At 70.3% G+C, this 24,458-nt stretch carries 19 protein-coding genes and 2 tRNA genes; 15 read left to right on the forward strand and 6 right to left on the reverse strand.

Annotated features, from left to right (window positions below; all coding sequences use genetic code 11):
• Positions 1-19: 19 nt before the first annotated feature.
• Together BMY07_RS24165 and BMY07_RS34505 are read left to right on the forward strand one after the other, a co-directional pair.
• A complete protein-coding gene (locus BMY07_RS24165; protein ID WP_092783126.1) occupies positions 20-892 on the forward strand; it encodes a class I SAM-dependent methyltransferase in 873 nt (290 codons plus the stop codon).
• Between the two features lie 16 nt (positions 893-908).
• On the forward strand, positions 909-1,082 hold the full coding sequence (locus BMY07_RS34505; RefSeq protein ID WP_092783129.1) for a hypothetical protein: 174 nt from the start codon (positions 909-911) through the stop codon (positions 1,080-1,082).
• A gap of 4 nt (positions 1,083-1,086) precedes the next feature.
• On the opposite strand, the gene BMY07_RS24175 is transcribed toward BMY07_RS34505, so the two are convergent.
• On the reverse strand, positions 1,087-2,394 hold the full coding sequence (locus BMY07_RS24175; protein WP_092783717.1) for an ABC1 kinase family protein: 1,308 nt from the start codon (positions 2,392-2,394) through the stop codon (positions 1,087-1,089).
• A 171-nt stretch (positions 2,395-2,565) separates the two neighbouring features.
• Positions 2,566-3,639: a TOMM precursor leader peptide-binding protein gene (locus BMY07_RS24180; RefSeq protein WP_092783721.1), complete on the reverse strand. Its 1,074-nt coding sequence runs from the start codon at positions 3,637-3,639 to the stop codon at positions 2,566-2,568.
• 112 nt (positions 3,640-3,751) lie between these two features.
• Between BMY07_RS24180 and BMY07_RS24185 the strand changes: the two genes are divergently transcribed.
• The gene (locus tag BMY07_RS24185; RefSeq protein WP_092783132.1) at positions 3,752-4,282 is read left to right on the forward strand and encodes a M48 metallopeptidase family protein; all 531 of its coding nucleotides are present in this window, start codon (positions 3,752-3,754) and stop codon (positions 4,280-4,282) included.
• Between the two features lie 116 nt (positions 4,283-4,398).
• Here BMY07_RS24185 and BMY07_RS24190 read toward each other — a convergent pair whose 3' ends face one another.
• On the reverse strand, positions 4,399-5,712 hold the full coding sequence (locus tag BMY07_RS24190) for a zinc-dependent metalloprotease (RefSeq protein ID WP_092783135.1): 1,314 nt from the start codon (positions 5,710-5,712) through the stop codon (positions 4,399-4,401).
• A gap of 79 nt (positions 5,713-5,791) precedes the next feature.
• Here BMY07_RS24190 and BMY07_RS24195 point away from each other — a divergent pair, with 79 nt between their 5' ends.
• Entirely contained in the window at positions 5,792-6,895 is a 1,104-nt protein-coding gene (locus BMY07_RS24195) for a YlbL family protein (RefSeq protein ID WP_177215744.1), read from the forward strand.
• On the opposite strand, the gene BMY07_RS24200 is transcribed toward BMY07_RS24195, so the two are convergent.
• Positions 6,892-7,428, reverse strand: a complete 537-nt coding sequence (locus BMY07_RS24200; protein ID WP_092783141.1) for a PPA1309 family protein — start codon at positions 7,426-7,428, stop codon at positions 6,892-6,894. The genes BMY07_RS24195 and BMY07_RS24200 overlap by 4 nt on opposite strands.
• A 191-nt stretch (positions 7,429-7,619) precedes the next feature.
• Here BMY07_RS24200 and BMY07_RS24205 point away from each other — a divergent pair, with 191 nt between their 5' ends.
• The 10 genes from BMY07_RS24205 (at position 7,620) to lon (ending at position 19,234) form a co-directional block, all read left to right on the forward strand.
• Complete coding sequence (locus BMY07_RS24205; protein WP_092783144.1) at positions 7,620-10,601, forward strand: UPF0182 family protein; 2,982 nt, start codon at positions 7,620-7,622, stop codon at positions 10,599-10,601.
• 168 nt (positions 10,602-10,769) lie between these two features.
• Positions 10,770-10,843: transfer RNA gene (locus BMY07_RS24210), tRNA-Met, on the forward strand.
• A 294-nt stretch (positions 10,844-11,137) separates the two neighbouring features.
• Positions 11,138-11,211 (forward strand) — tRNA-Met (locus BMY07_RS24215).
• Positions 11,212-11,861: 650 nt separating this feature from the next.
• Complete coding sequence (locus tag BMY07_RS24220; RefSeq protein WP_092783724.1) at positions 11,862-12,362, forward strand: PadR family transcriptional regulator; 501 nt, start codon at positions 11,862-11,864, stop codon at positions 12,360-12,362.
• Between the two features lie 51 nt (positions 12,363-12,413).
• The gene (prfB, locus tag BMY07_RS24225; RefSeq protein ID WP_092783147.1) at positions 12,414-13,514 is read left to right on the forward strand and encodes a peptide chain release factor 2; all 1,101 of its coding nucleotides are present in this window, start codon (positions 12,414-12,416) and stop codon (positions 13,512-13,514) included.
• 87 nt (positions 13,515-13,601) lie between these two features.
• The gene (ftsE, locus tag BMY07_RS24230) at positions 13,602-14,291 is read left to right on the forward strand and encodes a cell division ATP-binding protein FtsE (RefSeq protein ID WP_092783152.1); all 690 of its coding nucleotides are present in this window, start codon (positions 13,602-13,604) and stop codon (positions 14,289-14,291) included.
• A 140-nt stretch (positions 14,292-14,431) separates the two neighbouring features.
• Complete coding sequence (ftsX, locus tag BMY07_RS24235; protein ID WP_092783155.1) at positions 14,432-15,334, forward strand: permease-like cell division protein FtsX; 903 nt, start codon at positions 14,432-14,434, stop codon at positions 15,332-15,334.
• Positions 15,335-15,364: 30 nt separating this feature from the next.
• Entirely contained in the window at positions 15,365-15,841 is a 477-nt protein-coding gene (gene smpB, locus BMY07_RS24240; protein ID WP_092783158.1) for an SsrA-binding protein SmpB, read from the forward strand.
• Between the two features lie 83 nt (positions 15,842-15,924).
• Positions 15,925-16,824, forward strand: coding sequence for an amidohydrolase family protein (locus BMY07_RS24245; RefSeq protein ID WP_245782621.1), 900 nt, complete (start codon positions 15,925-15,927; stop codon positions 16,822-16,824).
• A gap of 52 nt (positions 16,825-16,876) precedes the next feature.
• Positions 16,877-19,234 (forward strand): endopeptidase La, encoded by a 2,358-nt coding sequence (gene lon / locus BMY07_RS24250; protein ID WP_092783164.1) that lies wholly within the window; start codon positions 16,877-16,879, stop codon positions 19,232-19,234.
• A gap of 43 nt (positions 19,235-19,277) precedes the next feature.
• On the opposite strand, the gene BMY07_RS24255 is transcribed toward lon, so the two are convergent.
• Positions 19,278-20,534 carry an acyltransferase family protein gene (locus BMY07_RS24255; RefSeq protein ID WP_245782622.1) on the reverse strand — a complete coding sequence of 419 codons (1,257 nt, stop codon included), beginning with the start codon at positions 20,532-20,534 and terminating at the stop codon, positions 19,278-19,280.
• Positions 20,535-20,880: 346 nt separating this feature from the next.
• Here BMY07_RS24255 and BMY07_RS24260 point away from each other — a divergent pair, with 346 nt between their 5' ends.
• Positions 20,881-23,610: a putative Ig domain-containing protein gene (locus tag BMY07_RS24260; RefSeq protein ID WP_092783167.1), complete on the forward strand. Its 2,730-nt coding sequence runs from the start codon at positions 20,881-20,883 to the stop codon at positions 23,608-23,610.
• A 141-nt stretch (positions 23,611-23,751) separates the two neighbouring features.
• Here BMY07_RS24260 and BMY07_RS24265 read toward each other — a convergent pair whose 3' ends face one another.
• Complete coding sequence (locus tag BMY07_RS24265) at positions 23,752-24,447, reverse strand: LppX_LprAFG lipoprotein (protein ID WP_143073619.1); 696 nt, start codon at positions 24,445-24,447, stop codon at positions 23,752-23,754.
• Positions 24,448-24,458 lie beyond the last annotated feature (11 nt).

Here is a 24,458-nt window from a genome sequence, read left to right on the forward strand (position 1 = left end):
CGCGCCTAGCGTCGGTGCCATGGCGCACGCGCACACCCACGACGGCATCGACTGGGCGGCCCGCGTCGGCCACCTGCGGCGGGCCGACGAGATCGAGGCCGACGCGCTCGCCGCGGTGGCCAGGCGGTTGCTTGCCCTGCTGCCCGGCAGACCGACGGTGGTCGACGTCGGGTCCGGCACCGGCGGCATGGCGGCCGCCCTCGCCACCGAGATGGGCGACGAGGGCGGGCGGGTCGTGCTCGTGGACGCCGAGCCCGCGCTCCAGGAGATCGCCGTGGACCGGGTCAGGGCCGCCGCGGGGGACCGGGTCGACGTGGTCACCGTGCTGGCCGACGCCATGGACCCGGACCTGCCCGGGCTCGTCCCGCCCGGTGACCTGCTGTGGGCCTCCGGCGTCGTGCACCACCTGCCCGACCAGCTCGCCTGCCTGACCGCGCTCGTCCGGGTCCTGCGCGCGGGCGGGCTGTTCGCCCTGCGCGAGGGCGGCCTCACCGCCCGGTGCCTGCCCTGGGACCTGGGCCTGGGCGAACCCGGCCTCCAGGACCGGCTGCACGCGGCGCGCGACGCGTGGTTCGCGCGGATGCGGACCACCATGGACGGCTCGGTGCGGCTGCCGCTCGGCTGGAATCTCGCCATGGTCAAGGCCGGTCTGGTGGACGTGACCTCGTTCAGCTACCTGGTCGACCTGCCCGCCCCGGCGCCGCTGCCCGTCCGGCGCGCGGTGGCCGACTGGCTGGGCGGGCTCGCCGCGGTGGCGGGGGAGGGTTTGGGCTCGGCGGACCAGACGACGTTGCGGCGGTTGCTCGACCCCGACAGCCCTGATTGGGTGGTGGACCGCAACGACGTGTTCGTGCTCGGGGCGTCCACGGTGTACCTGGGATCGGTGATCTGATGGCAGCGGTGATCTGATGGCAGCGGTGATCTGCTCGATGTGCGGGCGCGACCGCGGCGGCGACCCGCCGGTGGAGGCGCTGGCCTGGGTGGCCGAGCAGGACGAGCGCGGCATGACGTGGCTGTGCCCGGCGTGCGCGCGCAAGCACGTGCGCGACATCGAGGGCAAGCTGCCTGCCGACTACTGGTGAGCGCTCACTCCTCCTCGGCGAACCCCGGCTGCCACCGGGTGATGATCGCGCGCATGGAGAACTGGGCGTCGAGTTGGCAGAGTATGCCGGTCGCGCCCGCGGTCACCCGCTGGACCAGCAGGTACTGCGGCGGCAGGTTCAGCGACCGGCCGGTCTTGAAGTCCTGGCCGCGCAGGTCGCCGACCCGTTCGGCCTGCCGCTGCATCCAGGCCCTGGTGAAGTGGAACGTCTCCACCGAGGCGGGCTCGGCGAACGGCGCCAGGTAGGCCAGCACGTGGTCGGGGTCGAGCCGCATGCCCTCGCGGATGAAGCCCTCGTCGCGCATGAGCTCCATCAGCTCCGCCGAGCGGCCCTGCAGCGACAGCCGGGTCATCGCGCCCAGCGGCCACGGCAGGCCCTCGGGCAGCCGGGCGACCGCGCCGAAGTCGATCACGCACAGCCTGCCGTCCGGCGTGAGCATGAAGTTGCCCGGGTGCGGGTCGGAGTGCAGCAGGCCCGCGCGGGCGGGCGAGGAGAAGTGGAACTCCGAGAGCAGCCTGCCCGCGGTGTCGCGCTCCTCGCGGGTACCGCTCCGGATGACCGCGGCCAGCGGCGTGCCGTCCACCCACTCGGTGATGGTGACCTTCGGCGCGCTCGCCACCACCCGCGGCACCAGCACCAGCGGGTCGCCCGCGAACGCCTTGGCGAAGGCGCGCTGGTTCTCCGCCTCCGCCCGGTAGTCGAGCTCCTCGACCATCCGGTCGGTCAGCTCCTGCAGCAGCGGCTTGATCTCCATGCCCGGCGCGAACGGCTGGAACAGCCTGCTGAACCGCTGCAGCTGCCGCAGGTCCGACAGCAGCGCCTCGTCCGCGCCCGGGTACTGGACCTTGACCGCCACCGCGCGCCCGTCGTGCCACACCGCGCGGTGCACCTGGCCGATGCTCGCCGCCGCCGCGGGGGTGTCGTCGAACTCGGTGAAGCGCGCCGCCCAGCCCCGGCCCAGCTGCTGGGCCAGCACCCGGTGCATGGTCTGCGCGCTCATCGGCGGCGCCGCGGCCTGCAGCTTGGTCAGCGCCTCCCGGTACGGCTCGGCCATCTCGTCGGGCACCGCGGCCTCGAACACCGACAGCGCCTGGCCGAACTTCATCGCGCCGCCCTTGAGCTGCCCGAGCACGGCGAACAGCTGCTCGGCGGTGCGGGCGGACAGCTCGGCGTTGACCGCCTCCGCGCTCTGCCCGGCCAGCCGCTTACCCCAGCCGCCGACGGCCCGGCCCGCGACCCCGAGCGGGATGCTGGCCAGCCGAGCGGTCCGCGCGGCGGTCTTGCGTGGCATCTCGGTCACCCCCCGATTGTCCCTTGTCCCGCGCCGCGATCGCAGGTGTTTAGCGCTCCGAATATGGGAAGACGCCTCACACCGACCGCGTCCGCCCAGCTCGGACCGCGGAACCGGACAGCGGTGCCGAATGTCCCCACCCGGGTTGTTTAGTAGCCCGATCGGGGCGGACTACCCGGTCTGGCCGGGGTCGCGCGCCCGGATCAAGTGGCGGTAGGTGGGCTTGGTCGCCGCTCCGCACGGGCAGCTCGCGTGCGGCAGCCACCGCCGATGGTCGACGGTCGCGGTCAGCGGGTCGACCTCCACGGTCGCGTTCCAGGTCGCGGGCGGCCTGCCCGTCGGCTCGCGCAGCCACGACACCGCGCGCAGCACCTGCGTCACCGCCAGCCCCGCGGTGAGCTGCGTCGAGGCCAGGTCGGCCGACTGGGCCCGGCCCGCGAGCTGGGTCGCCAGCCTCGGCCAGCACGGGTCGAGGTCGGTGCGGTGCTGGTCGGCGCAGTGCAGGCAACTGCTCACCCCCGGCACCACCAGCGGGCCGACGATCCCGACCCCGTCGCGCACCAGGACGGCCAGGTGCGGCTGCCCCTGGGCGGCCAGCGCCGACGCCGTCGCCGGGTCCGGCACCAGGGCGTCGGCCAGGACCACCAGATCGGGCCGGAACCGGGTGAACCGCCGGAGGACGACCGCGTGGTCGACGCTGCTGACCGACTCCTGCGCGGCCACCACCCGCGGCCTGCCGACGTCCTCGGCGCGGTACCCGGTGCCCACGTCCTGCGCCAGCACCGACCCCCGCGCGGACACCTGCAACCGACCGACGCCGGACGCGGCGAGCAGCCGGGCCACCGCGATCGCGAGCCTGCCGTCGCCGTCCACCCGCACCCGCAGCCCGGCCCGGTCGCCGGGCGACGGCAGCCCCGGGCGCAGCGCCGCGGTCAGCTCGTCGGCCGCCAACCTCGGCGGCACCCGCGCCGACCTCGCCGCGTCGTCGACCAGGCCGTGCTCGACCAGATCGCGCACTAGCGCCCGCAGCATCCGCCGGTGCGGCGGGCCGACCCCGGCCACGACCTCGTCGGCCGTGCGGACACCGGTGAGCCCGGCGGCCGCCGCGGCCACCTGGTCCGGCAGGCCGCTGACCACGAGCGCCCGCCGCGGGTCGAGGCCGAGCTGGAGTTCGCCGTCGCGGCGGCGCAGCACCGCGAGACCCGGCCGCAGCCGGGGTCGTCGAGGGAGGGTCCGTTCACGCATGGGCACCAGGGTGCCCGCCTGGGCCGGATGGCGGATCGAGTTGTCCACAGGTGGAGAGTCACACCCGCCCGGTCCTCCCGCGTTGTCGGTGTTGCCCCTTACGGTTGTCCCCGTGGCCGAACCCCGCGTCGAGGTGCGCCGGAGCAAACGCAGAACCCGCACCGTCACGGCGTACCGCGAAGGTGACACCGTGATCGTCCTCATCCCGGCGAGGCTCTCCAAGAAAGAGGAGGCCCACTGGGTCCAGGAGATGCAGCGCAGGCTCCTGCGCAGCGAGACCAAGCGGCGCTCCCCGGCCCGCACCTCCGACTCCGCCCTGCTCGAGCGCTGCGGCGAGCTGTCCGCGAGCTACTTCGGCGGCCAGTGCCTGCCCCGCTCGGTCCGCTGGGTCCCCCCGATGCGCACCCGCTGGGCGTCCTGCACCCCGGTCGACCGCACCATCCGGGTCAGCGAACGCCTCCGCGAGGTCCCCGCCTGGGTGCTCGACTACGTCCTGGTGCACGAACTGGCCCACTTACTCGTCCCCGGCCACGGCCCCGACTTCTGGGAACTGGTGCACACCTACCCGAGGACCGAACGGGCCGTGGGCTACCTGGAGGGCCTCTCCGCCGCCGCGGGCTGGGGGATCGCCACCGAGGAGTGACCGCGACAACGGGGTGACTTGCAAAAACGGAGTGACCGCGACAACCGAGTGACCGCGACAACGACGAAGGTGGCCGACCGGAAGATCCCTGGTCGACCACCTTCGGTGCGTTCCGGCTAGTCGGTCTCCCCGCCTGGCTTCTTCTCCTCGCCCGCCTCGCGCTCGGCTTCCTCGGTGCGCTCGAGCTGGGCGATCGGGTCGTCGGCCGGGCTGGAGCCCAGGCGCTGGATGAAGTCGATCGGCTCGTCCAGGTCCTCGGTGGTGGGCATGAGGTCGGGGTGCGCCCACAGGCCGTCGCGAACGTCGATGCCGTGCTGGTCGGTGACCAGGCGCCAGAGTGCGGTGGCGGCGCGCAACCTGCGCGGCCGCAGCTCCAAGCCGACCAGGGTGGCGAAGGTTTGCTCGGCCGGGCCACCGGAGGCGCGGCGGCGGCGCAGGGTCTCGCGCAGCGCGTCGGCGCCGGGCAGCCGGTCGGTGACCGCCTCGCCGACGACCAGGTCGACCCAGCCCTCGACCAGGGCGAGCAGGGTCTCCAGCCGGGTGAGCGCGGCCTGCTGCTCCGGGGTCGTCTTCGGCTCGAGCATGCCCGACTGCATGGCCTGCTCGATGGTCGCCGGGTTCGCCGGGTCGACCTGGGTCGCCAGCTCCTCCAGCGCCGAGATGTCGACCTTGATGCCGTTGGCGAACTCCTCGACCGCGCCGAGCAGCCGCTGCCGCAGCCACGGCACGTGCGCGAACAACCGCTGGTGGGCGGCCTCGCGGGCGGCGATGAAGACCATCACCTCGCTGGCCGGCCGCTCCAGGCCCTTGGTGAACTCCTCGATGTTGGCTGGCAGCAGCGCCGCGGTCGCGTCCGGGCCGAGCGGCAGCCCGATGTCGGTGACCGTCAGCACCTCCGACCCCAGCTGCGCCAGCGCGCCGCCCAGCTGCGAGCCGAAGGCCATGCCGCCCATCTGCCCGACCATCGCCAGCAGCGGACCGGCCTGCGCCTTGGCCTCGGCGGGCAGCGCCTCCACCCAGGCCCCGGCCATCCGCTTGGCCACCGGGTCGCACAGCCGCTGCCAGGTCGGCAGCGTGTGCTCGACCCAGTCGCGGGCGGTCCAGGCCTTGGTCGTGGTGGCGCCCGCGGGCAGCGTCGTCACCGGGTCCAGCCACATCTCGGCCAGGTGCACCGCGTCGGTGACCGCCGTGTGCGCCTCGGCTGGCGCGGTGAACCCGATCTGCCCGGCGAGCTTCTGCACCGCGATCTGCTTGGCGAGGTCGTAGTTGACCGGCCCGCTCGACGTGCTCGCCTGGCTCATCATCTGGCCGAGCTGGCTGAGCATCTGGCCGAGCTGGTCGAACGGGTTCTCCTGGCCGTCGCCGCCCTGCTTGCCACGGTCACGGTCGTCGGGGTTCGGCATGTTGAAGCCGAACGGGAACTCGTTCATACGTCCACGGTACGCGGCATCCCGGCCCCCGCGCCGTCCGGTGATCCGCCCTGGGCGAACGCACGTACCCTGTGGCGTCGTGAGCACCGCACCGGAGTCACCCACCCCCCAGCCGCCCGCCCCGGACGTGCCGCTCGTGCGGGCGGGCCTGACCCGGCGCGGCTGGACGATCGTGGTCAGCTCCGTGCTGACGGTCGCGCTGCTGCTGGTCGGCCTGCTGGTGCCGATCCCGTACGTCTCGCTGGGCCCCGGCCCGACCTACGACACCCTCGGTGACGTCGACGGGGTGCCGATCGTGCGGGTCGACGGTGAGAAGAGCCACGCCACCACCGGTCAGCTGCGGATGACCACGGTGTCGGTCAACGACGAGATCAGCCTGTTCGGCGCGCTTGGCCTGTGGGTCAGCGGCCGCTACGCGGTGGCCCCCCGCGAGGACTACTTCCGGCCGGGGGAGACCGAGGAGCAGATCGAGCAGCAGAACACCAAGATGTTCCAGGACTCGCAGAGCAACGCCGAGATCGCCGCGCTGCGCCACCTCAAGTACCCGATGAAGGTCATCGCCACGGAGATCACCTCGGGCGCCCCGGCCGACAAGGTGCTCGCGCCGGGCGACCAGCTGCTGGTGGTCAACGGCAAGAAGGTCGCCGCGGCCGCCGACGTGCGGGCCGCGCTCGCGGGCACGACACCCGGACAGGGCATCTCCATCACCTACAAGCGTGAGGGCCAGGAGAGGTCGGCCACCATCACGCTGGCGAAGGCGACCGACTTCGGCCAGGAGGACCGGCCGGAGGGCTTCATCGGCCTCGGCGCCGGGGAGCGCCCCGACGTCGCCTTCAAGACCACCATCTCGCTGCAGAACGTCGGCGGCCCCTCGGCGGGGCTGATCTTCGCGCTGGCGATCATCGACCGGCTCACCGACGAGGACCTCGCCGGTGGCGCCACCATCGCGGGCACCGGGGAGATCGACGCGGCGGGCAACGTCGGCCGCATCGGCGGCATCCCGTTCAAGATGGTCGCCGCGAAGGAGGCCGGGGTGAGCGTGTTCCTGGTCCCCGAGGGCAACTGCGCCGAGGCCAAGGACAACGCGCCGGAGGGGCTGCGCCTGGTGAAGGTGTCCACCCTGGACGGCGCGGTGCAGGCCCTGCAGGACATCAAGGCGGGCCGCCCGGTGCCCGGCTGCTAGCGGAAGGTGTCCAGCAGCGCCGTGGTGAGGTTCTGCGCGAGGCCGGGGTGCTCGACGATCTCGTCGACGCCCTCGCCGTCCGCGCCATCGGCACCGCCGCTCGACCGCAGCCGCAGCACGCACGCCACCGTCCCGTCCCGCAACACCGCGGCCACCAGCCGGGCCTCGCGCGCGGCCGGGTGGTCCACCGCGGCGGCGGACACGGTGTCCGTGTCGGCGTCCGGCAGTTCGGCCTCCGCCTCCGGCGGCAGCATGACGATCTCCTGCGCCAGCGCGCACCCCACGACCGCGTCCGGCCACAGGATCGTGCCGAGCGCGACGCCGAGGTCACCATCGGGCAGCGCCTCTTGCGCTACCGGCGTCAACGCGGCGTCGGGGTCGACCTGGCCGACCAGGTCCGGCTCCTCGCGCAGCAGGTGCGCGGTCGGCACCAGCGCGAACAGTTGCGGCGGCTGGTCCCAACCGCCGGTCGCGACGAACTCCTCGACCTCGCGGGCCGCGGTCGGCAGGTCCTTGGTGCTCACGCGGGACATGGTCGCAGGGGCACCGGAGCAGGCGACCACGCACCCCGCCGGTCCACGAGTAGTCCACAACCCGCCGGGTTATCCACACATTTCGGACACCCGCGCGGGAACCCGGACCGGCCCTAATAGAGTTGAACAACCAGGACGGCCCAGCTCGTCCGTGGTGAACGTCGAAAGCCAGCGAACCTGGAGCGTGCCCAGTGGCCACTCGGCCCCCGATCGGTCTGCCGAAGCTGTCGCGGCGCAGTCGGATCCTGCTCATCATCGCCGCCGCGCTGATCCTGTTGTTGTTGGTCGGGTCCCGGCTGCTCAGCACCTACGTGAACTGGTTGTGGTTCGGTGAGGTCGGGTTCCGCTCGGTGTTCACCACCGTGCTGTGGACCAGGATCGCGCTGTTCTTCGCCGTGGGTGCCCTGGTGGGTGGCGCGCTCGCGGTGAGCCTGTGGGTCGCCTACCGCACCCGCCCGGTGTTCGTGCCGGTGTCCAGCGCGGACGACCCGCTCGCCCGCTACCGGTCCACCATCGTGCAGCGGGTCCGGCTCTTCGGCATCGGCCTGCCGGTGATCATCGGCCTGATCGCGGGCTCGGCGGCCCAGTCGGACTGGCAGCAGATCCAGCTGCTGCTCAACGGCGGCGAGTTCGGCGTGCGCGACCCGCAGTTCCAGATCGACATCGGCTTCTACGCCTTCACCCTGCCGTTCATCACCTGGCTGATCAGCTGGCTGTTCGTCACCGTCGCGGTGGCGTTCTTCGGCGCGCTGGTGACGCACTACCTGTTCGGCGGGATCCGGCTGGCGGGCAAGGGCGGCCAGCTCGCCGCGCCCGCCCGCATGCAGCTGTCGATCACCGCGGGCGTGTTCGTGCTGATCTACGCGGTCGACTACTTCTTCGAGCGCTACGAGTTGCTGTTCAACAAGCACGACCTGTTCAGCGGCGCGAACTACACCGACCTCAACGCGGTGCTGCCAGCCAAGCTCATCCTGATGTTCATCGCGGGCTTCTGCGCGGTGGCCTTCTTCGCAGGCGCGTTCCTGCGCAACCTGCAGCTGCCCGCGATCGCGACCGTGCTGCTGATCCTGTCCGGCATCCTGGTCGGCGCGGCCTGGCCCGCGGTCATCCAGCAGTTCTCGGTGCGGCCCAACGAGAACGCCAAGGAGTCGCTGTCCATCCAGCGCAACATCGAGGCGACCAGGCTGGCCTACGGGCTCACCGACAAGACGGTGAAGACCGAGGACTACGCGGGCACCACCGACGTCTCGCCAGCCAAGATCCGCTCCGAGCAGAGCAGCTCCAACACCATCTCCAACGTGCGCCTGCTCGACCCGAACATCCTGGCGCCGACCTTCACCCAGCGCGAGGGCCGGGAGAACTTCTACGGCTTCCCGGAGAAGCTCGACGTCGACCGCTACACCGTCGACGGCAAGACCCAGGACTACATCGTCGCCGCGCGCGAGATCAAGACCTCCGGGCTCACCGAGACCCAGGGCGGCTGGATCAACCGGCACATGGTCTTCACCCACGGCAACGGGTTCGTCGCCGCGCCTGCCAACACCATCAACTCGGCGCTGCAGGACTCCAACGACCAGGGCGGGTACCCGGTCTTCAAGGTCAGCGACCTGACCAACGACGGCCCGATCAAGGTCAAGGAACCGCGGATCTACTTCGGTGAGCTGGCCACCGACAACTACGCCATCGTCGGCGGCAAGGACAACGGCCGCCCGCTGGAGTACGACACCTCCACCAGCACCTTCAGCTACACCGGCGCGGGCGGCGTGCCGATCGACGGGCTGTTCAACAAGCTGGTCTTCGCCGCGCACTACACCGAGCGCAACATCCTGTTCTCGTCGCAGATCGAGGACGGCGCCAAGATCATGTACAACCGCAACCCGCGGGACCGGGTGAGCTCGGTGGCGCCGTGGCTGACCCTCGACGGCGACCCGTACCCGGCGGTGGTCGACGGCAAGATCCTGTGGATCATCGACGGCTACACCACGCTGGAGAACTACCCGTACGCGCAGCGGACCTCGCTCGGCGAGGCGACCACCGACTCGCTCGACGGCGTCGTGCGGCAGGACAACCGCACCATCAGCTACATCCGCAACTCGGTCAAGGCCACCGTCGACGCCTACGACGGCACGGTGAAGCTGTACTCGATCACCGACGACGACCCGGTGCTCAAGGCGTGGCAGGGCGTCTTCCCCGGCACCGTGCTGCCGTCCTCGGACATCTCCGACGACCTCCGCTCGCACTTCCGGTACCCGGAGGACCTGTTCAAGGTCCAGCGCGAACTGCTCTCCAAGTACCACGTGTCCGACGCGGTCGAGTTCTTCTCGCAGAAGACCTTCTGGAACGTCCCGGCCGACCCGACCGAGGACGGCGCGTCCAACGCGGCCAACAACGGCGCCAAGCAGCCGCCGTACTACGTGCTCGCCCAGGCGCCCGGCCAGACCAAGGCGACCTTCCAGATCACCAGCGCGCTCAACTCGCTGAACCGCCAGTTCCTCGCCTCGTGGGTGTCGGTGTCCTCCGACCCGGCCGACTACGGGCAGATCAGGGTGCTGCGACTACCCACCTCCGGCGCGGCCCAAGTGGAGGGTCCCGGCCAGGTGCAGAACCGGTTCCAGACCACACCGGAGGTCGCCGAGAACCGAACGCTGTTCAACAACCCCAGCGTCGCGCCGAGGTTCGGCAACCTGCTGACGCTGCCGGTCGCGGGCGGCCTGCTGTTCGTGGAACCGATCTACATCCAGCGCAAGGACGCCAACGCGTTCCCGCAACTGGCCAGGGTCCTGGTGTCCTTCGGCAACAAGGTCGGGTTCGCGCCGACCATCGACGAGGCGCTCGACGAGGTCTTCGGCAAGGGCACCGGCGACATCGCGCCCAAACCGGGCGAGACGACCAACCCGCCCAGCAGCACCGCGCCACCCACCTCGACCACGACACCACCGCCCGGCACCGGGGGCAGCGAGCTCGACCAGGCCGTGCAGGCGCTGAACACGGCCATCGCGCACCTGCGCCAGGCCCAGCGCGACGGTGACTTCACCGAACAGGGCAAGGCGCTGGCCGAACTGGACGCCGCCGCCAAGCAGTACGACGAGGCCAAGGCCAAGGCGGGCGGCACGACCACCACCCCGTCCTCACCCGGCGCCTCCCCATCACCCACACCAGCCCCAGGCGGCTGATCCCGCACCACCGACCCGGCAGGCCCGCCCCGCGACCCAGCGGCGGCGGGCCTGCCGCGTTTTCCGGGTTTCGCCGCCGCGAAAAGAACCGACACCGGTGACCCCACTCACCAACGCCCGCCCCGATTTGCCGTAACCCCACCCCCCGTGTACTGTTACAACTACCGACGCGGGGTGGAGCAGCTCGGTAGCTCGCTGGGCTCATAACCCAGAGGTCGCAGGTTCAAATCCTGTCCCCGCTACAAGGCTGGAGGGCCCCTATCCACGGAAAGCGTGGATAGGGGCCTTTTCGCGTTGTATTTGGGGGCCGAGCCCCCAAGCCCCCACGGTGCGGTCACTCTCGACCCAGCGTTGGCTCGCTCAGGCCTTCGGCCTTCGCGTCGAGTATGTAACCAATGAGCTTGTCGCCCACGGGGCGGGGGGCGCGTAGTGCGAGGGACGAGCACGTAGCTGGTGGGGCTCGTGTCGTGTGGGTGGCGGGTGGGTACCCCCGGTGAAAAGGGGTTGAGGGTGGGGTGTAGGGTTGGTTTTACCACCGCGGGGTGGAGCAGCTCGGTAGCTCGCTGGGCTCATAACCCAGAGGTCGCAGGTTCAAATCCTGTCCCCGCTACGAAGAATGAAGGCGGCACCCTTTTCGGAGGGTGTCGCCTTTTTCTTTTGGGCTTGAGGGGCGATGTTCGGGGTGGGGGATTCCGCTTGGGGGCGGGGTCAACGGGGAGTTAGTCCTGTATGGACTGTTTGATGGTGGAGGGGGTTGGGGGCGGGAGCGAGATGCGCGTGCATTTGCTTGGGAGGGTGGGGGTTGCGTTTGGAGGGAACGGATGTCGGGGGTGGACGTGCTGATAAGTCCACTTGGGACTGTGGGTGGGGGTCTTACTGTGACAGTCGTGGGGGGAGTGCACTGGGTGGGGGGTGCGTGGGGGCGGCGGTTTCCGGACGGGAAGCTGCCGCCGTTGGGGTGATCTGGACCACAATGGGGGGTGATCTCCGGCGGGAACCCGCGTCCTGCGGCGACTACGGTTCGCCCACCCACCACTGGGCCGAACGGGTAGCGGGCTGGGAAGAGATCCACTCCTTCGGGGGAGCAAGCTCGCCGAGTCCACGTGGGATAGTCCCGTTTTGGGCCAACCGGGGACACCTGTCGTCCGCTGATCGGTCCCGGGTCGGGTGTCCGTCAGCACCCCGCCGCCGATCAGCCACTGTGGACTGGCGCACATGGCCACTGTGGACAGCGCGCCCGTGTCGTGGGACCGTGGTCTTGTGTCTGAACTGAATGCGACCGCCGCCGCCCTGCTCGGCCTGCTGCACGAGGGCCCGCAGACCGGTGGCCAGCTGGTGTCCGCGGCAAGGGAGCGCTTCGGCTCCTTCTTCAGCGTGACCCGCAGCCAGGTCTACCGCGAACTGCCCGCCCTCGCCGACGCGGGCCTTGTCCGGCTGGGCAAGCAGGGTCCCCGTTCCAGCCAGCAGTACGTGATCACCGCGGCTGGCAAGAAGGCCTTCAAGACCTGGCTCGGTGGCGAGCCGGGACCCGACCACCTGCGCAGCCCGCTGATCCTGCGCCTGGTGCACGCGAGCACGCTGACCGCCAAGCAGCGGGTCGGCCTGATCGACTCGGCCAAGCAGGTCTACAACGGCGAGCACGAGGCGGCCAAGACCGCCGTCAAGACCGCCGAGGACCCCTACGCCAAGGCGATCGCCGAGTTCGGCGTGGCCAGGGCCAAGGCCGTGCTGAAGCTGCTGGAGTCCATCCCCAAGTCCTGACCTGGCTACCGCCGCAGCGGCGGCGCCCGCGTCCGCGTAGTCTTTTTCGACGTGAACCCGGACGTCGCCGCTGACCTCAAGGAACTGTCCACCTCGCTGGCCAACGTCGAGGCGGTGATGGACCTCGAGGGGTTGCGCGCGCAGATCGCGGAGCTGGAGGAACAGGCTGCCCGCCCGGACCTGTGGGACGACCCCGAGTCGGCGCAGAAGGTCACCAGCAAGCTCTCGCACCGCCAGGGTGAGCTGCGCAAGGTCGAGGACCTGCGCTCGCGGCTCGACGACCTCGCGGTGCTCTACGAGCTGGCCGAGGAGGGTGGCGACGAGGACGCCGCCGCCGAGGCGCGCACCGACCAGGACAAGCTCAAGTCCGACATCTCCTCCCTCGAGGTGCGCACCCTGCTCTCCGGCGAGTACGACGGCCGCGACGCGCTGGTGACCATCCGCTCCGAGGCCGGTGGCGTCGACGCCGCCGACTTCGCCGAGATGCTCATGCGCATGTACCTGCGGTGGTCGGAGCGGCACGGCTACCCCATCGAGGTGTACGACACCTCTTACGCCGAAGAGGCGGGCATCAAGTCGGCGACGTTCAAGATCGCCGCCCCCTACGCCTACGGCACCCTCTCGGTCGAACAGGGCACCCACCGGCTGGTGCGGATCTCGCCGTTCGACAACCAGGGCCGCAGGCAGACCTCCTTCGCCGCGGTCGAGGTCGTCCCGGTCGTCGAGCAGACCGACCACGTCGACATCGACGAGAAGGACCTGCGGGTCGACGTGTACCGCTCGTCCGGCCCCGGTGGACAGGGCGTCAACACGACCGACTCCGCGGTCCGGTTGACCCACATCCCGACCGGCATCGTGGTGTCCTGCCAGAACGAGCGCTCGCAGCTGCAGAACAAGGCCTCCGCCATGGCGGTGCTGCAGGCGAAGCTGCTGGAGCGGCGCAGGCAGGAGCAGCAGGCCAAGATGGACGCGCTGAAGGACTCCTCCAGCGGGTCGTGGGGCAACCAGATGCGCACCTACGTGCTGCACCCGTACCAGATGGTCAAGGACCTGCGCACCGAGCACGAGGTGGGCAACCCGGCCGCGGTGCTCGACGGCGACATCGACGGCTTCCTCGAATCCGGCATCCGGTGGCGCAAGACCCACGTGTGACCGCTCGGACACCACCGGTGACCAGGCGCGTCCGTAACGGACACCGAGGCTACGGCTCGATAACAACTGAAGGTAGACTCGCCGACCGTGATCCGGCTCGAACAGGTTTCCAAGGTCTACAAGACCTCCACCCGGCCTGCCCTGGAGAACGTTTCCGTGCAGGTCGACAAGGGTGAGTTCGTCTTCCTGATCGGCCCATCGGGCTCGGGTAAGTCGACCTTCCTCCGGCTGCTGCTGCGCGAAGAGGTCCCCAGCAAGGGGCGCGTGTACGTGGCGAACTTCGACCTGACCAGGATGGCGCGGCGCCGGGTGCCCCGGCTGCGGCAGTCCATCGGCTGCGTCTTCCAGGACTTCCGGCTGCTGGCGAACAAGACCGTCGCCGAGAACGTGGCCTTCGCCCTGGAGGTGATCGGCAAGCCCCGGCACACCATCAAGAAGGTCGTGCCCGAGGTGCTGGAGCTGGTCGGGCTGGAGGGCAAGGCCGAGCGGATGCCGCACGAGCTCTCCGGCGGCGAGCAGCAGCGGGTGGCCATCGCCCGCGCGTTCGTCAACCGGCCGCTGATGCTGCTGGCCGACGAGCCGACCGGAAACCTCGACCCGGACACCAGCCAGGACATCATGCTGCTGCTGGAGCGGATCAACCGCACCGGCACCACGGTGCTGATGGCCACCCACGACCACTCCATCGTGGACTCGATGCGCCGCCGGGTGGTCGAACTCGACCTCGGCCGCGTCGTCCGCGACGACGCCAGGGGCGTCTACGGCGTAGGTCGCTGAGACTGAGTCACTCTCTCCCGCCGCCCGCCCCCTCGTCCCCGCCCGGCACCGTCCCCGACCTGGCGGGTCGACGACCACCACCGGGCGGCGGGAACCCAGCCCACCAGTAACCATCCGCAACAGCGAGGAAGCCCAGCCCGATGCGTGCCAGCTTCGTGTTCAGCGAGGTCGTGACCGGTCTGCGCCGGAACATCACGATGACCATCGCGATGATCATCACGACCGCCATCTCGCTGCTGCTGCTCGGCGGTGGTCTGCTGGTGGTGCGGATGATCGACAACACCAAGGAGCTCTACCAGGACAAGGTCGAGGTCAACATCTACCTGACCAACGACGTGTCCGCCTCGGACAAGGACTGCAAGGCCGACCCCTGCCGGGGGCTGCGCTCGCAGCTGGAGTCCGACCCGGCGGTGGAGCGGGTGGAGTTCGAGAACCGCGACCAGGCCTACGAGCGGTTCAAGCGGATCTTCGAGGCGCAGCCGGAGCTGGTGAAGCTGGCTCGGCCGGAGGCGCTGCCGTCCTCGTTCAACGTCCGGCTCAAGGACCCGGACCGGCCCGAGGTGATCATCCAGACCTACAAGGGCAAGGCCGGGGTCGACTCGATCGGCGACCAGAGCCAGTTCCTCGACCGGTTCTTCAGCGCGCTCAACGGCGTGCGCAACGCGACGTTCTTCATCGCGGGCGTGATGGCGGTGGCGGCGCTGCTGCTGATCTCCAACACCGTGCAGCTCTCGGCGTTCACCAGGCGCACCGAGGTCGGCATCATGCGGCTGGTCGGCGCGACCCGCTGGTACACGCAGCTGCCCTTCCTCCTCGAGGCGGTGGTGACCGGCATCATCGGCGCCCTGGTGGCGATCGCGATGCTGGTCGGGGCGAAGCTGGCGTTCCTCGACGACGTGCTCGCCCAGCCGATCAAGTCCGGGGTGGTGAAGTCGGTGGAGGCCGGTGACCTGGCCTTCGTCTCGCCGATCCTGCTGCTGATCGCGATCGGCGTCTCGGCGTTCACCGGGTACGTGACCCTGCGCCTCTACGTGCGCACCTGATCCGGCGCGCGCTGCGTAGAGTTCCACGTCATGGCGAAGGAACGCGGCCGCAAGGCGATCGTCACCAACCGCAAGGCCCGGCACGACTACGCGGTCATCGACACCTACGAGGCCGGTGTGGTCCTGGTGGGCACCGAGGTGAAGAGCCTGCGCGAGGGCAGGGCGTCCATCGTCGACGCCTTCGCCACCGTCGACGACGGTGAGGTGTTCCTGCGCAACCTGTTCATCCCGGAGTACACGCAGGGCACCTGGACCAACCACGAGCCGCGGCGCACCCGCAAGCTGCTGCTGCACCGGGCCGAGATCGGCAAGCTGATCGGCAAGATCAAGGAGTCCGGGGTCTCGCTGGTCCCGCTGTCGATGTACTTCTCCGACGGCAAGGTCAAGGTCGAGCTGGCGCTGGCCAAGGGCAAGAAGGCCTACGACAAGCGGCAGGACCTGGCCAAGCGCGACGCCAACCGGGAGATCGCCAAGGCGGTCGGCCGCCGGGCCAAGGGCATGGGGTAGGTCGGGACGGCCCCAATGGGCCACGTCGAGGGGGTACGCCGCCAAGTCGGGGACGATGCCGGGCGGGGACGAGGGGGCGGGTGGTGGGGGAGAGTGATACGGACTGGGTCCGCGGCCTGGGGGTGCCGGGGCTGGTCGACGTGCACGTGCATTTCCTGCCCGAGCCGGTCCAGCGCAAGGTGTGGGCGTACTTCGACGACGCCGAGCGCAACTACGGCACGGCGTGGCCGGTCCACTACCGGACTTCGGAGAGTCAACGCGTGGCGACGCTGCGCGAGCTCGGCGTGGTCCGGTACGCGCCGTTGGTGTACCCGCACAAGCCGGGGATGGCCGAGTGGCTCAACGAGTGGGTCGCGGAGTTCGCGGCGCGGGTGCCGGAGGCAGTGCCAACAGCGACCCTCTATCCGGAACCATCGGTCTCGCGGTACCTGGAAGCGGCGCTGCGCTCGGGCGTGCGGTGCGTGAAGGCGCACGTGCAGGTTGGCGCCTACGACCCGCGAGACGCCCTCCTAGGGCCCGTGTGGGGCATGCTGGCGGACGCGGGGGTGCCCGTGGTCGTGCACTGTGGACACGGACCGTTGCCGGGCGCGTTCACGGGGCTACCGGTCTTTGAAGAGGTGCTGCGTCGCCACCCAGCGTTAACGGTCGTTCTGGCGCATGCGGGCATGCCGGAGATCTCGCGTGCGTTGGACCTAGCGGCGCGGTATCCGCGGGTGCACCTGGACACGACCATGGTCGGCGTCGGGTTCACCCTCGGATCGGCGCCGCTGCCCGCGGACTGGACGGCTCGGCTGGCCGACCTCGATGACCGGGTGGTGCTGGGCACGGACTTCCCCAGCATCCCGTACCCGTACGCCGAGCAGCTGCGGGCCATCTCGGGCTGGGCGCAGGCGCCTGGCCTGGGCGAACCGTTCCTGCGGGCGGTGTTGCACGACACCGGAGCCCGGCTGCTCGCTCTGGGCGAACACCCCGGGGGAACATAGCCCGGCTCAGGGAAGTTGACGTGATCAGACTCAACTCCTGGAGGCTGATCCCATGTCCGAGGCTCTGAACCTGCCGGTGCTGCCGCTCGACGACACGGTCCTGCTGCCCGACATGGTCGTGCCCATCCAGCTCACCGGCTCCGACAACGCCACCGAGGCCCGTGCCGCCGTAGCGGCCGCCCAGGCCGCGGGCGACGAGGCGCGGGTGGTGCTCGTGCCCAGGTTGGACGGCAAATACGCCCGGGTCGGCACGCTGGCGGTGGTCGAACAGGTGGGCAGGCTGCCCGGTGGCGAGCGCGCCGCCGTGGTGCGCGGCACCGGCCGGGTCCGCATCGGCGCGGGCACGACCGGTCCGGGTGCGGCGCTGTGGGTGCAGGTCGAGACCGCCGACGAGACGACCGACGCGCGCACCCGCGAGCTGGCCCGCGAGTACAAGGGCCTGGTCACCACGATCCTGCAGCAGCGCGGCGCGTGGCAGGTCGTCGACAGCGTGACCCAGGTGGACGACCCGGCCGCGCTGGCCGACCTCGCCGGGTACGCCGCGTACCTGTCCGACGAGCAGAAGGTCTGGCTGCTGGAGACGACCGACGTCACCGCGCGGCTGGAGAGGCTGCTGGAGTGGGGTCGCGAGCACCTGGCCGAGCTGGACGTCGCCGAGACGATCCGCAAGGACGTCAAGGAGGGGATGGAGCGCCAGCAGCGGGAGTTCCTGCTGCGCCAGCAGTTGTCGGCCATCCGCAAGGAACTGGCCGAATTGGACGGTAAGCCTGCCTCCGAGGAACAGGACTACCGGGCGCGTGTGTCCGAGGCAGACCTACCGGAGAAGGTCCGCGAGGCAGCGCTGTCTGAAGTGGACAAGCTGGAGCGCACCTCTGAGCAGTCACCGGAAGTCGGCTGGATCCGCACCTGGCTCGACACGGTGCTGGAGATGCCGTGGAACGAACGCACCGACGACGCCTACGACATCACCGGTGCGCGGGCCGTGCTTGACGCTGACCACGCCGGGCTTGAAGACGTGAAGGATCGCGTTATCGAGTACCTGGCCGTGCGCAAGCGTCGGGACGAGCGAGGACTCGGCGTGGTCGGCGGTCGTCGTAGTGGCGCGGTGCTGGCCCTGACCGGTCCGCCCGGGGTCGGTAAGACCTCGCTGGGTGAGTCGGTAGCGCGGGCGATGGGACGCAAGTTCGTCCGGGTCGCGCTGGGTGGGGTCAGGGACGAGGCGGAAATCCGGGGCCACCGGCGCACCTACGTCGGCGCGCTGCCCGGCCGGATCGTGCGCGCCATCAAGGAGGCGGGCTCGATGAACCCGGTCGTGCTCCTCGACGAGATCGACAAGGTCGGCTCCGACTACCGGGGCGACCCGACCGCGGCCCTGCTCGAGGTGCTCGACCCGGCGCAGAACCACACCTTCCGCGACCACTACCTGGAGGTGGAGCTGGACCTGTCCGACGTGGTCTTCCTGGCCACCGCCAACGTGGTCGAGGCCATCCCGGCGCCGCTGCTCGACCGGATGGAGCTGGTGCAGCTCGACGGGTACACCGAGGAGGAGAAGGTCGTCATCGCCCGCGACCACCTGCTGCCCCGGCAGCTGGACCGGGCCGGGCTGACCGCCGACGAGGTGGTCGTCACCGAGCAGGCGCTGCGGCTGCTGGCGGGTGAGTACACCCGCGAGGCCGGGGTGCGGCAGTTGGAGCGGGCGATCGCCCGGGTGCTGCGCAAGGTGGCCGCGAAGTTGGCCGTGGACGAGGCGTTGGTGCCCTCACGTGTGGACGCGCAAGACCTGCGCGGTTATCTCGGGCAGCCGAGGCACACGCCAGAGTCGGCGGAGCGGACCGCGGTGCCAGGTGTGTCTACCGGGCTCGCTGTCACCGGCGCGGGCGGCGATGTCCTGTTCGTCGAGGCGTCCCTGGCGGAGAAGGAGACAGGTGCGGCCGGGGTGACGTTGACCGGGCAGTTGGGTGACGTCATGAAGGAGTCGGCCCAGATCGCGCTGTCGTTCCTGCGGTCGCACGGTCCCGCGTTGGGGCTGCCGGTCGCGGAACTGGCCGAGCGGGGCGTGCACGTCCACGTCCCGGCGGGCGCCGTGCCCAAGGACGGGCCGAGCGCGGGCATCACCATGACGACGGCGCTGGCGTCGCTGCTGTCCGGTCGGCCCGTGCGCTCGGACGTCGCGATGACCGGCGAGGTGTCGCTCACCGGGCGGGTGCTGCCGATCGGCGGGGTGAAGCAGAAGCTGCTCGCCGCCCACCGCGCGGGCATCACCACGGTTCTGTTGCCGCAGCGCAACGAACCCGACCTGGACGACGTGCCGGAGTCGGTGCGGCAGGAGCTCACCATCCACCTCGTCAGCGATGTCCGTGACGCGCTGCGGTTGGCCCTAGAGCCGCAGGCAGCGCAACTGGCTGCGTGACGCCGAGCAGCGGGTGGGCCGATAGTGGCCCACCCGCTGCTGTTTACAGCGGCTGGAGGCTGGGCGCGCGGCTCCACTGGCGCTCGGTCCTAGTGCAGAGAGCTACGCCGGCAAGGACTAGGATTGCCCACGGGACTGGGCCTTCGAACAAGTTGGGGCCGTCAGGTGAGAAACCGCGGACGGTCAGACCTAGCAGTCCGGTCGCCGCGAAGAGGAAGCCTGCGGTGACGGCGCGGGCTGAGGGGATAGCCCTTCCGGCACCGGTTTCGAAACGGCCGAAGACACGGACTAGAGCGGCGAGCACCAAGCCGACACAGGTCACCCACATCGGTGCTACCGCGAACCACTCGACCGAACCCGGCTCCGGCGTGCGGTAGCCCATGCCGAGGACCATGACACCCGCGACGACCACGAGCGCGGGCATGTGCCAGAGGTAGATCGTGGTGCTGCGCGCCCCGACCGCCCGGATCGCCGGACCGTCGAGGCGGTTCAGCACCGGCCTGGCGAGCAGCAGCAGGCCCAGTTGGCCGACCGCGAGCGGCAGCAGGACGGCGGCGGGCGGGCTCATGTTCGACATCGGCGCCCCGGGCATCCCGATCATGCTCGGCGCGTACGGTCCGAACGCGACCATCGCCGCGACCACCGCGAACCCGCCGACCGCCATCGCCGCGTGCGCCCGCCTGCCCAGTTCGAGCCTGCCGTCGGCGTAGCAGATGCCGAGCTGGTGCACCGCGACCCAGACGACCACGGCGTTGACGAACCCGGCCTCCGGCAGGCCCGCGAAGCGCACCACGTCCACCAGGACGGCCAGCGCGGCCAACGGGACCAGCACGCCGAGCCCGAACCGCTCGTGCGCCCGCGCCATCACCGGCGTCGCCGCGACCACGACCAGGTACACCACCAGGAACCACAGCAACTGCGCGCTGATGCCGCCCGCGAGGTCAACCGGCTGCGGCGCGACCCCCGCGCGCAGCAGCAGTTCCGGCAGCACGACCCAGACGGCGGCCAGCGGCAGCACCGGCACCACCAGCCTGCGCAGCCGTCCCGCCAGCCACGCCCTGGGGTGCCCGGTGGCGCGGTAGGAGTGCAGGTTGGCCGCGCCGCCCGCGAAGAACACGACCGGCATCACCTGCGACAGCCAGGTCAACAACCACCACCCCGGGGTGGCCAACGCGTTCCCGGTTTCCACGGTGTGCCCATTGCCCGCCAACACCGGCATCAGCCAGTGCTGGCCCACCACCAGCACCACCGCCGCCACTCGGATCACGTCCAAGAACGGGTCCCGCGCCGTCCTGCCCACTGCCGTCCCCCTGCCTTTCGCCGCCGTCCTCCTGCCGGGTTCGAGCATGTCGGGACGGGTGCGCCGGGGCAGCGAGGCCAGCAGGTGTCCTGATCCGGGTGGCGGCACCAGCACCGGGGGTGGGGACAGCCCTACCGGTGTGAATTCACACGCGCTTTCGTTAATTCAACCGGCAGATATGCGGCATCGTGCGGCGATAGGGCACGAGCTATGGACTGAACAGCGGAATTCATTCCCGTGTCCTGGCGGCACCGGGTGTGATCGTGGTTGTTTCTCACGACCGGCATGCCGAGCCGGTAACGAACGTCGTCCCCTGATCCCTGCATCGCTTTATTGGAGTAATCCCATGAGACAAGTTCGCGCGAGCCTGCGCAGACGCGTTCTCGGCGCGGGGGTGGTCGCCGCCACCGCAGCCGCGTTGGTGGTGGGCATCGGAACCGCCGAGGCCGCGGAAGGTGCCGTCATCGGTGCCGACCGCGCCGACGCCATCCCCGGCAGCTACCTGGTGACATTCAAGGACAGCGCCGCCATCACGTCCGATGTGGACCGTGCGGTCGCCGATGTCGCGAGCCGCTACGGCGCCACCGCCCGCACCACGTGGCGCCACGCGCTGCGCGGGTTCGCGGCGTCGATGTCGGCCACCCAGGCCCGCAAACTCGCCGCCGACCCGGCCGTGGCCCTCGTCGAGCAGGACGCGGTCGTGCGGGTCGCCGGGAACCAGCCCAACCCGCCGTCGTGGGGCCTGGACCGCATTGATCAGCGCAACCTGCCGCTGGACCAGAACTACAACTACGACACCACCGGTGCGGGCGTCACCGCTTACATCATCGACACCGGTATCCGTACCTCCCACCGCACCTTCGGCACCAGGGCCACGTGGGGTACTAACACCGTCGACACGAACAACACCGACTGCCACGGCCACGGCACGCACGTGGCGGGCACGGTCGGCGGCACCGAGTACGGGGTCGCCAAGGACGTCAAGCTGGTCGCGGTCAAGGTGCTCAACTGCGCCGGTTCCGGCTCCAACACCGGCGTGGTGAGCGGCGTCGACTGGGTGACCCGCACCGCGACCAAGCCCGCCGTGGCCAACATGAGCCTCGGCGGCGGCGCCTCCGCGACGACCGACACGGCCGTGCGCAACTCGATCGCCGCGGGCATCACCTACGCGGTGGCCTCCGGCAACGACAACACCAACGCGTGCAACTCCTCCCCGGCACGCGTGACCGAGGCGCTGACCGTCAACGCCTCCGCCGAGTCCGACGCGCGCGCGTCGTTCTCCAACTACGGCACCTGCACCGACCTCTTCGCGCCGGGGCAGAACATCACCTCGTCGTGGAAGGACAACGACACCGCGACCAACCGGATCAGCGGCACCTCGATGGCGACGCCGCACGTGGCCGGTGCCGTCGCGAGGTACCTGCAGGGCCACCCGAGCGACACGCCGCCGCAGGTCGCCACCGCGATCCTCGCCCAGGCGACCTCCGGCAAGGTGACCAACCCGGGCACCGGGTCCCCGAACAAGCTCCTGTTCACCGGTGAGAGCACAGGCACCCCCACCACCGTCACCCCGCCCGGCAACCAGTCGGGCACGGTAGGCACACCTGCCAGTCTGACGCTGTCGGCCAGCGGTGGCACCGCGCCGTACACTTGGACCGCTTCTGGTCTGCCCGCCGGGCTGTCTATCTCTACGGGCGGCGTTATCTCCGGTACCCCCACCACTGCGGGTTCCTACAACGTGACCGTGACCGCTACCCCCTCGGCAGGCACGCCGGGTAGCGCCTCGTTCACGTGGACGATCGTTGCCCCGCCCGCGGGCGACGCCGAGGTCACCGACCCCGGTGACCAGACCGGCCGTGTCGGCTCACCGGTGAACCTGACCCTGCGGGCTACCGGCGCCACACCGCCGTACCGCTGGTCCGCCGTGGGTCTGCCTACCGGGCTGTCTATCTCTACCGACGGTGTCGTCACCGGTACGCCTACCACAGCTGACATCTACGGCGTCACCGTCACCGCTACCCCGTCGTCGGGCAACCCGGGCAGCGTGAAGTTCAACTGGACCATCACCGACGCGCCCGGTGGCGACATCACCATCGGCGACCCCGGCCCGCAGTCGGGCAAGGTCGGCGTGAAGGCGGGCCTGAAGCTGGTCGCCACCGGTGGCACGGCCCCGTACTCGTGGTCGGTCACTGGCCTGCCGGACGGTCTTACCTCCGACCACGGCGGTAGCGACACCCTGGTTGTTCGCGGTACGCCGAGCAAGGCAGGCACGTTCCGCGTGACTGTTACCGCCACCGGCACCACTGGCGGCAGCGGCTCGGCCAGCTTCGACTGGACCATCAGCGATGGCGGCGCCGTTATCACCATCACCGACCCTGGCGCGCAATCGGCGAAGGTCGGTCAGCGGGTAAGCGTCGCGCTATCGGCTTCCGGTGGCACTGCGCCGTACCGCTGGACCGCGCGTGGCCTGCCCGGTGGGCTTTCCATCGACGGTAGTGGACTCATCACCGGTACTCCTACCGCTGAGGGCACGTACTCGTCGGTGGTCTTCGCGGCCGCCACTGACGGCCAGGGCACTGTCGTCATCGACTGGACCGTTGGCCCTGCCGGCACCTGTAGCGCCAACCCGCAGCTGGTGACCAACCCCGACCTCGAGAACGGCAGCTCCGGCTGGACCCAAACCGCGGGCGTCATCGGCTCCCACGGCGGCCAGGGCATCCCGGCGCACAGCGGCACCTACTCCGCGTGGCTCGGCGGCCGCGGCACCACCGCCACCGAGAACTTCGGCCAGTCCCTCACCATCCCGACCGGCTGCACGTCGTACACCTTGTCGTTCTGGCTCTACGTCAACACCTCCGAGACCACCCAGACCCTCGAATACGACAAGATGTCCGTCCGCTTCGGCACCACCACCCTCAAGACCTACTCCAACCTCGACGCAGGCGACTACCAACAGATAACCGTTGACGTCAGCGCCTACGCGGGCCAAACCACCACCCTCCAATTCCTCTCAACCGAAGACGCCTCACTGCAAACGTCGTTCGTCCTCGACGACATCACTCTCGCAGTGAGCTGAAAAAACCGCTCGCGGGGCGGCCTCAACCCCCGCCCCGCGAGCGAACACCCACCCGCGGCCCCCGGTGCATCCCACCGGGGGCCGCGGGCAATCCATTAGCCCTTGAAGTGCCCCAGAACGCCTTCGCGCCAAAACTGGAGGTTATGGGGTCTCGATCTCCGCGGGCGTAGGCGCGGCAACGTCAACGGCCTGTCCCCAGTCGCTGTAGGTGGCGCGAGAGGATTTCCCGCTCCGGTCGTCGATGTGCGCGTCGAACCGCACCAGTCGCCCGCCCGCACCGACCCACACGTCCACCGGGAACGCCCTGTCCGGCAGCATCGACAGCACCGTCTCGCTGACGCCGAACCCGGACCCGGTCGGAGTCACCTGCACCCGGTACCGAGTCGTGTCGCCGTCCTGTGCCGACTCGATCAGCTTGCCCGCACCGAGGTCCGCCGCCAGCACGCGCGGGTCGAGCGACCCGAACCCGCCCGTCACCGCCGCGATCGCCTGGTCCGACTTGCCGGTCGACTTCGGACCGATCTCCCGCCACAGTCGGCTCGGCGGTCGAGACAAGTACGTGTGCTCCCCGCGCACAAGTACCTTCCACGTCTCCTGCCCGTTGCCCACCTCGATCTGCAAAGCAGGCCCAGGTTGCTCCAACCGCGCCGCGCCCGAGGACACCATCGACTCGTAGCCGGGCCTGGACGGGATGGTGATGCGTACCGTCTTCTCCCGGTTCGCGGCAGCCTCTAAAGCTGACCCGAGTGCCTTAGCGTCACCGTATTCGGCGACAAAGTCCTTCGAGCATCCAGATAACGCCAACAGCAGGCAAACCACGGCGACGGCACCGCGCATAACGACCACCC

The sequence above is a fragment of the Actinokineospora terrae genome (genome assembly GCF_900111175.1).
Lineage (GTDB): Bacteria > Actinomycetota > Actinomycetes > Mycobacteriales > Pseudonocardiaceae > Actinokineospora > Actinokineospora terrae.

Bases quoted from the DNA above. Each gene is read 5' to 3' on its own strand.
- BMY07_RS24180 (WP_092783721.1), bottom strand. From the start codon at position 3,639: ATGCGTGAACGGACCCTCCCTCGACGACCCCGGCTGCGGCCGGGTCTC.
- BMY07_RS24200 (WP_092783141.1), bottom strand. From the start codon at position 7,428: ATGTCCCGCGTGAGCACCAAGGACCTGCCGACCGCGGCCCGCGAGGTC.
- lon (WP_092783164.1), top strand. From the start codon at position 16,877: ATGTCCGAGGCTCTGAACCTGCCGGTGCTGCCGCTCGACGACACGGTC.
- BMY07_RS24175 (WP_092783717.1), bottom strand. From the start codon at position 2,394: ATGCCACGCAAGACCGCCGCGCGGACCGCTCGGCTGGCCAGCATCCCG.
- BMY07_RS24190 (WP_092783135.1), bottom strand. From the start codon at position 5,712: ATGAACGAGTTCCCGTTCGGCTTCAACATGCCGAACCCCGACGACCGT.
- BMY07_RS24165 (WP_092783126.1), top strand. From the start codon at position 20: ATGGCGCACGCGCACACCCACGACGGCATCGACTGGGCGGCCCGCGTC.
- BMY07_RS24265 (WP_143073619.1), bottom strand. From the start codon at position 24,447: ATGCGCGGTGCCGTCGCCGTGGTTTGCCTGCTGTTGGCGTTATCTGGA.
- BMY07_RS34505 (WP_092783129.1), top strand. From the start codon at position 909: ATGGCAGCGGTGATCTGCTCGATGTGCGGGCGCGACCGCGGCGGCGAC.
- smpB (WP_092783158.1), top strand. From the start codon at position 15,365: ATGGCGAAGGAACGCGGCCGCAAGGCGATCGTCACCAACCGCAAGGCC.
- BMY07_RS24260 (WP_092783167.1), top strand. From the start codon at position 20,881: ATGAGACAAGTTCGCGCGAGCCTGCGCAGACGCGTTCTCGGCGCGGGG.
- ftsX (WP_092783155.1), top strand. From the start codon at position 14,432: ATGCGTGCCAGCTTCGTGTTCAGCGAGGTCGTGACCGGTCTGCGCCGG.